The sequence below is a fragment of the Thalassospira sp. UBA1131 genome, assembly GCF_002311515.1.
GTDB lineage: Bacteria > Pseudomonadota > Alphaproteobacteria > Rhodospirillales > Thalassospiraceae > Thalassospira.
Map to the genome: position 1 here is coordinate 6110 of NZ_DCAO01000062.1, position 7311 is coordinate 13420.

At 54.9% G+C, this 7311-nt stretch carries 7 protein-coding genes; all 7 read left to right on the forward strand.

The annotated features are described in order from the left end of the window. The first annotated feature begins 48 nt into the window (after window positions 1–48). A complete protein-coding gene (locus B3Z49_RS09330) occupies window positions 49–570 on the forward strand; it encodes a TRAP transporter small permease (protein WP_008891881.1) in 522 nt (173 codons plus the stop codon). Continuing rightward, window positions 567–1847 carry a TRAP transporter large permease gene (locus B3Z49_RS09335; RefSeq protein ID WP_064790479.1) on the forward strand — a complete coding sequence of 427 codons (1281 nt, stop codon included), beginning with the start codon at window positions 567–569 and terminating at the stop codon, window positions 1845–1847. The genes B3Z49_RS09330 and B3Z49_RS09335 overlap by 4 nt, the downstream gene beginning before the upstream one ends. Before the next feature lie 97 nt (window positions 1848–1944). Next, window positions 1945–3000, forward strand: coding sequence for a DctP family TRAP transporter solute-binding subunit (locus B3Z49_RS09340; RefSeq protein ID WP_063086912.1), 1056 nt, complete (start codon window positions 1945–1947; stop codon window positions 2998–3000). Window positions 3001–3087: 87 nt separating this feature from the next. Next, on the forward strand, window positions 3088–4557 hold the full coding sequence (locus B3Z49_RS09345) for a M81 family metallopeptidase (protein ID WP_296990293.1): 1470 nt from the start codon (window positions 3088–3090) through the stop codon (window positions 4555–4557). A 266-nt stretch (window positions 4558–4823) separates the two neighbouring features. Further along, on the forward strand, window positions 4824–5675 hold the full coding sequence (locus B3Z49_RS09350; protein ID WP_008891877.1) for an alpha/beta hydrolase: 852 nt from the start codon (window positions 4824–4826) through the stop codon (window positions 5673–5675). A gap of 127 nt (window positions 5676–5802) precedes the next feature. Further along, entirely contained in the window at window positions 5803–6744 is a 942-nt protein-coding gene (locus B3Z49_RS09355) for an ornithine cyclodeaminase family protein (protein ID WP_296990296.1), read from the forward strand. Next, complete coding sequence (locus tag B3Z49_RS09360) at window positions 6741–7238, forward strand: thioesterase family protein (RefSeq protein ID WP_296990298.1); 498 nt, start codon at window positions 6741–6743, stop codon at window positions 7236–7238. The genes B3Z49_RS09355 and B3Z49_RS09360 overlap by 4 nt, the downstream gene beginning before the upstream one ends. The last annotated feature ends 73 nt before the right edge of the window (window positions 7239–7311 follow it).

The window sequence follows — 7311 nt, forward strand, 5'->3', positions numbered from 1 at the left end:
TATGTAGAAAAATTACATAACATTTGATCAGTGGAGAGTTTGGCGGAGATGGCTTTACGCCGTATTGAAACCACAGCTGCAACCGCAAGCCGGTGCCTGAATTGGGTGGTTGAACGCATCATAGCGGTTCTGATGCTTGTTCTTGTTCTGGACGTCTGGCTGGGTGTCGTTGACCGATACTTATTTCATTGGCAACTGCCATGGCCGGAAGAACTGGCGCGCTATCTGATGATCTGGGCAGCACTTCTGGCGATCTCGGCCGGGATTGCGCGGCGCGAACATATCGGGATTGGCATGTTTGTTTTAAGTCTGCCGATGCCGATCCAGCGCACAATCCTGTTTCTGGTGGATCTGATTGCGCTCGCAGCCTTCCTTTACCTTGCGATTTATGGATTTGATTTTGCCCAAGGCGGCATGCGCCGTCAGGCGATGATTTTCGGCATGTCACTGGCACTGCCTTATGCCGCTGTGCCGGTTTCGGCACTGCTTGCCGCCATTCAGCTCCTCCTCGTTGCCTTGCGTGATCAGGGCCGTTTTGTCCCGGTTGATCTTGCGGAGGGCGCAGAATGATCGTCGCCATTATCTTTGTCGTTCTGATGGTTCTGGGCATGCCGATTGGCTTTGCCCTGGGTGTGGCAGGCGTTGTTGGCCTGTTTGACATGGGCGGGGGGATGTTTTTGTCCCAGGGTCCAAGCAAGGTCTTTAACGGGCTGAATGTCTTCCCGTTCCTTGCCATGCCGTTCTTTATTCTGGCCGGCGAAATCATGAACCATATCGGCATTACCAGCCGGTTGGTGAAGTTCGCCCAGGCACTCGTCGGACATATGCGCGGCGGGCTGGCCCACACCAACATGCTGGCGTCGGTCTTCTTTGCCGGTCTTACCGGGGCCGCAACCGCCGATGCTGCGGCCTTTGGCAAGACACTCGTGCCTGCCATGGTCGAACGCGGATATCGCCGCGATTATGCCTGTGCGGTGACTGCCGCCGGATCGATCATTGGCCCGACCATTCCGCCATCGGGTTTGATGGTTGTTTATGGATCGCTGATGGGCGTTTCAATCGGGGGGCTGTTTGCCGCGGGTATCCTGCCGGGACTTATGATCTGTCTGATCTGCATGACGGTGATTGCGGTGACTGCACGATCCAAGAACCTGCCGAAAAATGAACGCCGCGCGTCGCTTTTGGAAGTCTGGAAGATTTTCAAATCATCGATCACGGCACTGATCATGCCATTGATCATTCTGGGCGGTATCCTTGGCGGGATCGTCACCCCGACCGAGGCCGCATCGGTCGCCGTGGCCTACGCCCTGTTCATTGGTGTGTTTGTTTACCGCGCGCTTAGTTTTGCTGATTTCTTCAAGATGCTGGTACGCACGGCACGTGTGACCGGGGTGATCTTTGTCATTATCGCCTTTGCGTCGATCCTTGGCTGGTGGCTGAGCTTCAACCGCATCCCGCAAGAAGTCGCCAGCATGGTTCTGGGCGTTTCAGAAAATCCCTACATCGTGATTTTCATGATTGTCGGTCTGCTTTTGATGATCGGCATGGTGATGGATATCAACGCCATCCTGATCATTCTGGCCCCGGTTCTGGTGCCGCTGACCGTTCAGATCGGCATGGACCCGATCCATGCCGGGATCATCTTCATCCTGGCACTCAACATCTCGCTGATGACGCCGCCTGTCGGGGCCTGTCTGTTCGTCCTGTCATCGGTCACTGGTGAAAAGCTTGAAAAGATTGCCGCACAACTTTGGCCATTCCTTTTGGCCGAGCTGGGCGTGCTGTTCCTGTTTGCCTTCTGGTCGGACCTTGCCCTCGTGATACCGCGATTGCTGGGCTTCCGGTAGGTCATCGGGATGAATATAGCCCCGGTCAGGTCCGGGCCGGGGCGCACACCACAATAACGCCGGACACATAAAGTCGTTAAATCAAGGAGAGGTAGAAATGAAAACCGTAAAGCGTTTGGGCGCAGCCGCCCTTGCAACCGCGATGCTGATGGGCAGCACCTCGATGGCATTCGCCGAGCCGAAGGTTCTTAAATTCGCGCACGACAACAAGACCGACCCGTTTGAAAACCCGGCACATGCCTGCACGGCCGTTTTCGCCAACATCGTCGAAGCCGATACCAACGGTGAGATCGAAGTCGAAGTTTATCCGTCAAACCAGCTTGGTTCGGCTGCCGAACATGTTCAGATGGTCCGTGATGGCCTGATCCAGGGCACGCTGACCTCGACCGGTGCGCTGGCGTCTTACTATCCGCGCATCGACGTTCTGAACCTTGCCTTTGCGTTTGATAGCAACGCATCGACCTATGATGTGTTCGATGGTCCGTTTGGCGAAACCCTTGCAAGCGACATCGAAGGCGAACTGGGTGATGTGAAGGTTCTTGGCTTCCCGGATACCGGCGGGTTCTTTGCTGTGACCAACTCGCAGCATTCGATTGCAACGCTTGAAGATTTCAAGGGTATCCGCATTCGTACCATGTCGCTGCCGTCCCATCAAAAAATCATGCAGGCCCTTGGTGCCGAAGCATATCCGATGGCCTGGGGAGAAGTTTATGCCGGTCTTCAGACCGGTGTGATCGATGGTCAGATGAACCCGGTTCCGACCGTGACCTTTGCCAAGTTCAATGAAGTTCAGGGGTATTTGACCCTGACCAACCACCTGTTCTCGCCTTACACCATGATGCTGTCGAAGGCATTCTGGGATGACCTGACCGCCGATCAGCAGAAAATCATTCGTTACGCTGCACAGTCTTGCGTTGTTGCAAGCCGTGGTGTGTCGCGTGTGATCGAGGCATCTGATCGTGGTCTTGCCGGTCTTAAGGACAAAATGGAAATCACCGCGCTGTCGGCTGAAGACCGTGAAAAGTTCAAAGAGGCAACCCAGCCGGTCGTGGTCAAACACGTTCAGGAAAGCCTCGGCGATGAAGGTGTCAAACTTCTGAACCTGTTCAAGGAAGAAGTCGAGAAGGCCAACGCCAACCGCTACATGGAATAAGCCATTCCAATTGCCGAAGGGGCGGGGTTCTCGCCCCTTCGGAATTCTTTAGCTGATATCAAAAGACCAATAACAAAGGCACGGGCCATGCGGATTTTTTGCGCCTCGATTGCAACCGAGACCAATACATTTTCACCTTTGCGCACTGATTTTTCCGATTTTCAGGAAAGCTTTTATGCCCCGCCGGGCCAGCATCCGGTTACCCCGACACTGTGCAGTGCCGTCTTTACCGAAGGCCGCCTGCGTGCCGCCAAGGAAGGCTGGGATCTGATCGAAGGCACCGCCACCTGGGCGGAACCGGGCGGGTTGGTCAACCGTCAAACCTATGAGCAGTTGCGCGACGAGGTGCTTGGCCAATTGCGTGCGGCCATGCCGGTCGATGGCGTGATCCTTGGTCTGCACGGGGCAATGGTGGCCCAGGATTACCTTGATTGCGAAGGTGATCTGATTGCGCGCATTCGCGCACTGGTGGGCCCTGATGTCGTGATCGGCACAAGCTTCGATCCGCACAGTCATTTGACTGAGAAACGCATTGATAATGCTGACATTATTGTCGCGTTCAAGGAATTCCCGCATACCGATTTTGTCGAAACCGGGCGGGCTGTGGTTGATCTTGTCTTGCGCACATTGCGCGGCGAAATCAAACCGACCAAGGAAGTTTTTGACTGCCATATGATCGAGGTACTGCCGACCTCGCGCGAACCGATGCGATCATTCATTGACCGGGCAAAGGCAATGGAAGGAACAGGCAATATCCTGTCAGTATCCTTCATTCACGGATTTATGGCCGGTGACGTGCCCGATCTTGGGGCCAAGGTGATTGTCACCACCAACGATAACCCTGCGGAAGCCAGGCAGATAGCACGAAACCTGGGGGTTGAGTTGTTTGGTTTCCGTGGGGCCACCCGGCCTGATTTTGCCAAACCCGAAGATGCCCTTGATCAGGCGCTGGCATCCGATGCCAAGCCGATTGTTTTGACCGATGTCTGGGATAATCCGGGCGGCGGTGTTCCGGGCGATAGCACCATTTTGCTGCGGGCCGTGATCGAACGCGGACTTAACGATTATGCCTTCGGCACCCTGTGGGATCCGATGGCGGTACGGACCTGTTTTTCTGCGGGCGAGGGGGCGGTTTTACCGCTGCGGTTTGGCGGAAAAACCGGTGCCCATGCCGGTGCACCGATTGATGCCGAGGTGCGGGTCAAAACCTTGAAACGCGATGCCTGGCAATATTTCGGCGAAAGCATCGTTCCACTTGGTGATTGCGCCGTGATCATCCTGCCCGACGGGGGGGAGGTGATCCTCAATACCAACCGGTCGCAAAGCTTTGATCCCAGCCTGTTTTCCAACATGGGTATCGATCCGGTCTCGAAGAAATACCTGTTCATCAAATCGACGAACCATTTTTATGACTCGTTTGCCAAGATCGCGGGCGAGATCATTTATGTCGATGTGCACGGACCATACCCGTCCGACCCGAAAACGAACGGATATCGCCATTTGACCCGCGCCCTGTGGCCGATTGTCGAAGATCCGTTCGAAAAAAAGGCCGGTTAGAAAGTTTACCTTGTGCCAGTCGCAAGCGGTTCAAAAGCCACACATTCGAGCCGTTAAAAGTCTCCCTGCAAGGGACTGGTCAAGGATTGGGGCCATGATTGGGTTTAACGCCCGGTCATGGCTCTTTTTTTTGCGGGAGCGATCAGTACGCGTTGGTGAGTTCGGTTAAAAGCACCATCTATTTTGCGAAGTGTTTGCAAACAATCCGAAATTAAAGAAAGATTGAACCGGGCGAGATCGTTTTCACCGATAATAATGAGGTTCCGATGGCTTGGGGCGGTTTCACAGCAGCAGAGCTTGAATGGCAATATAATCCGCGCGAAACCGTGCCGGACTTCATGACCCATTTTGAACGGTTCGTGAAACTGTCCGATGAAACCCGTGCCCAGCTTGGTGGCAAGATTGATGTGCGCTACGGCGACGGGCCCAAGGAAACCATGGATATCTTCATGGCATCCGATCCGGGCGCACCGGTGCATGTGTTTTTCCATGGTGGTTATTGGCGCAGTCAGGACAAAAAGGATTACGCCTTTGTCGCGCGTGATCTGGTGGCCGCCGGGTTTACGGTCATCTGCCCGAATTATGATCTGTGCCCGGATGTAACCGTGGCCGACATCACCGAAGAAGCCGTGCGCGCGATTGCTTATATCTATCAGCATATCGAAGAATTTAACGGCGACCGCGACCGGATTTCGATTTCGGGCCATTCTGCAGGTGGGCAGATCGTGGCCCGCCTTGCTACGCATGATTGGGCCGAAACGCTTGGCGATGCGATGCCGTTTGAGGCCATTGTGCCGATTTCCGGTGTTTTTGATCTTGAACCGATCCGGCACACGACGATCAATGACGATGTCCGCCTTGACGAAGCGTCAGCTGCCGACAATTCGCCGATGCTCGATGGCGTGCCGCTTGATGCGCGTCTGATGGTGGTCGTCGGCGGCAATGAAAGCCCGGAATTTGTCCGCCAAAGTGATGCCTATGGTGCCTATTGCGGCAGTGCCGGGCTTAAGGTTTCGGTCTATAAGGCATGGGGTGCCAACCACTTTACCGTGCTTGAAGAAGTGTTCCTTGGCACCGGATCCCTGTTTGGCACGCTCAAACGGTTTTTGTTGCCGTAAATCGCGCTGAAATTCCTTCAAAACAGCATAAAAAACTGCTGGTCTTCCTGTGACGTGCGGGCTGTGACGTGGTATAAAATATGACCGCTACCGCACTGAAAACAAAAATGCTTATACAGGAAGGCCCATGCGTTTCATTACTGCCGAAGATATCGAAAAATTCGTCTCGCCCCGTGATCTGGTCGAAGCCCTTCGTGACGGGTTTAAACAAGGCTGCGAAGCACCGCTGCGCAGCCATTTCAACATGGAACGCAGTAACGAGGATGATGCAACCTTCCTGATCATGCCAGCCTGGCAAAAGGATGGTGCAGCCGGTGTGAAAATCGCCGCCGTCGTGCCAGGCAATTCGGCGCGCAATCTTCCGGCTGTTTCTGGCACCTATGTTTTGCTCGATGCCGTTACCGGCCAGCCATCCGCGGTTATTGATGGCACCAAACTGACCACGCGCCGCACCGCTGCCGCATCCGCATTGGCATGTGACTATCTGGCGCGCAAGGATACCAGCGACATGGTCATGGTCGGGTCCGGGGCGATGGCCCCACAATTGATCAAGGCCCATGCATCGGTCCGCCCGATCAAGAATGTCACCATTTGGAACCGCAATCCCGACAAGGCGGCAAAACTCGCGACCGAGATTGCCGAGCTCGGCTTTAATGCCAAGGGCACCGATGACCTCGAAGCGGCGTGCAAGACGGCCGATCTGATTTCATGCGCCACCCTTTCGACTGCGCCGCTGGTGCATGGGGAGTGGCTGCGTGAAGGAACGCACGTTGATCTGGTCGGCGCGTTCAAGCCGACCATGCGTGAAACCGATGACGCGGTCATGCAGAAGTGCCGCATTTATGTCGATAGTTTTGAGGGGGCCAGTGCCGAAGGCGGCGATGTCGTTCAGGCCATCGACAGCGGGGCGATTACCAAATCCGACATCATCGGCGATCTGTTCGGCCTGACCCGCGGGCAGGTCAAGGGCCGCGAGACGGATAGCGAATGCACGGTGTTCAAATCGGTTGGTCATTCGCTTGAAGATTTCGTCGCGGCGGTCGCGGTGGTAAAGGCCGTTGAAAAATGATCAGCACCGATCTGTTTGCGTCAGAGCCGCTTGAAGCCTTTCGCGGGCATATCAAACCCGAATGGATTGATTTCAACGGCCATATGAATGTCGGCTATTACGTGGTCGCGTTTGATCTGGGATCGATGGCGTTTCTCGATGCGGTGGGGATGGGGTACACCTATCCCGAACGGCGCGGCGGATCTACCTTCGGGCTTGAAATGCATGTGACCTATGATTGCGAAATTCATCAGGATGATCCATACGTGATCCATACCCGTGTTCTGGACTGCGATCAGAAACGCATTCACATGTATCATGAAATGCGCCATGGCACTGAAGGCTGGCTGGCCGCGACCAATGAAATCATCACCATGCATATCAACATGAAGGAACGGCGTTCGGCCCCGTTCCCCGATGACATCATGGAAACGCTGAACAAGATCAAGGACGCGCACGCCAATTTACCCATCCCGTCCGGGGTTGGTCGCAAGATCGGCATTCGCCGCAAATAATCAAAAACCCCGCATCATCAGATCGCGGGGTTTTGTTTTGGTCTTTGCGATGCGTCTTAGGGGCGGGTTGCCA

Excerpts from the sequence above, each read along its gene's own strand:
- B3Z49_RS09345 (WP_296990293.1), top strand. The coding sequence starts at position 3,088 with ATGCGGATTTTTTGCGCCTCGATTGCAACCGAGACCAATACATTTTCA.
- B3Z49_RS09360 (WP_296990298.1), top strand. The coding sequence starts at position 6,741 with ATGATCAGCACCGATCTGTTTGCGTCAGAGCCGCTTGAAGCCTTTCGC.
- B3Z49_RS09355 (WP_296990296.1), top strand. The coding sequence starts at position 5,803 with ATGCGTTTCATTACTGCCGAAGATATCGAAAAATTCGTCTCGCCCCGT.
- B3Z49_RS09330 (WP_008891881.1), top strand. The coding sequence starts at position 49 with ATGGCTTTACGCCGTATTGAAACCACAGCTGCAACCGCAAGCCGGTGC.
- B3Z49_RS09340 (WP_063086912.1), top strand. The coding sequence starts at position 1,945 with ATGAAAACCGTAAAGCGTTTGGGCGCAGCCGCCCTTGCAACCGCGATG.
- B3Z49_RS09335 (WP_064790479.1), top strand. The coding sequence starts at position 567 with ATGATCGTCGCCATTATCTTTGTCGTTCTGATGGTTCTGGGCATGCCG.
- B3Z49_RS09350 (WP_008891877.1), top strand. The coding sequence starts at position 4,824 with ATGGCTTGGGGCGGTTTCACAGCAGCAGAGCTTGAATGGCAATATAAT.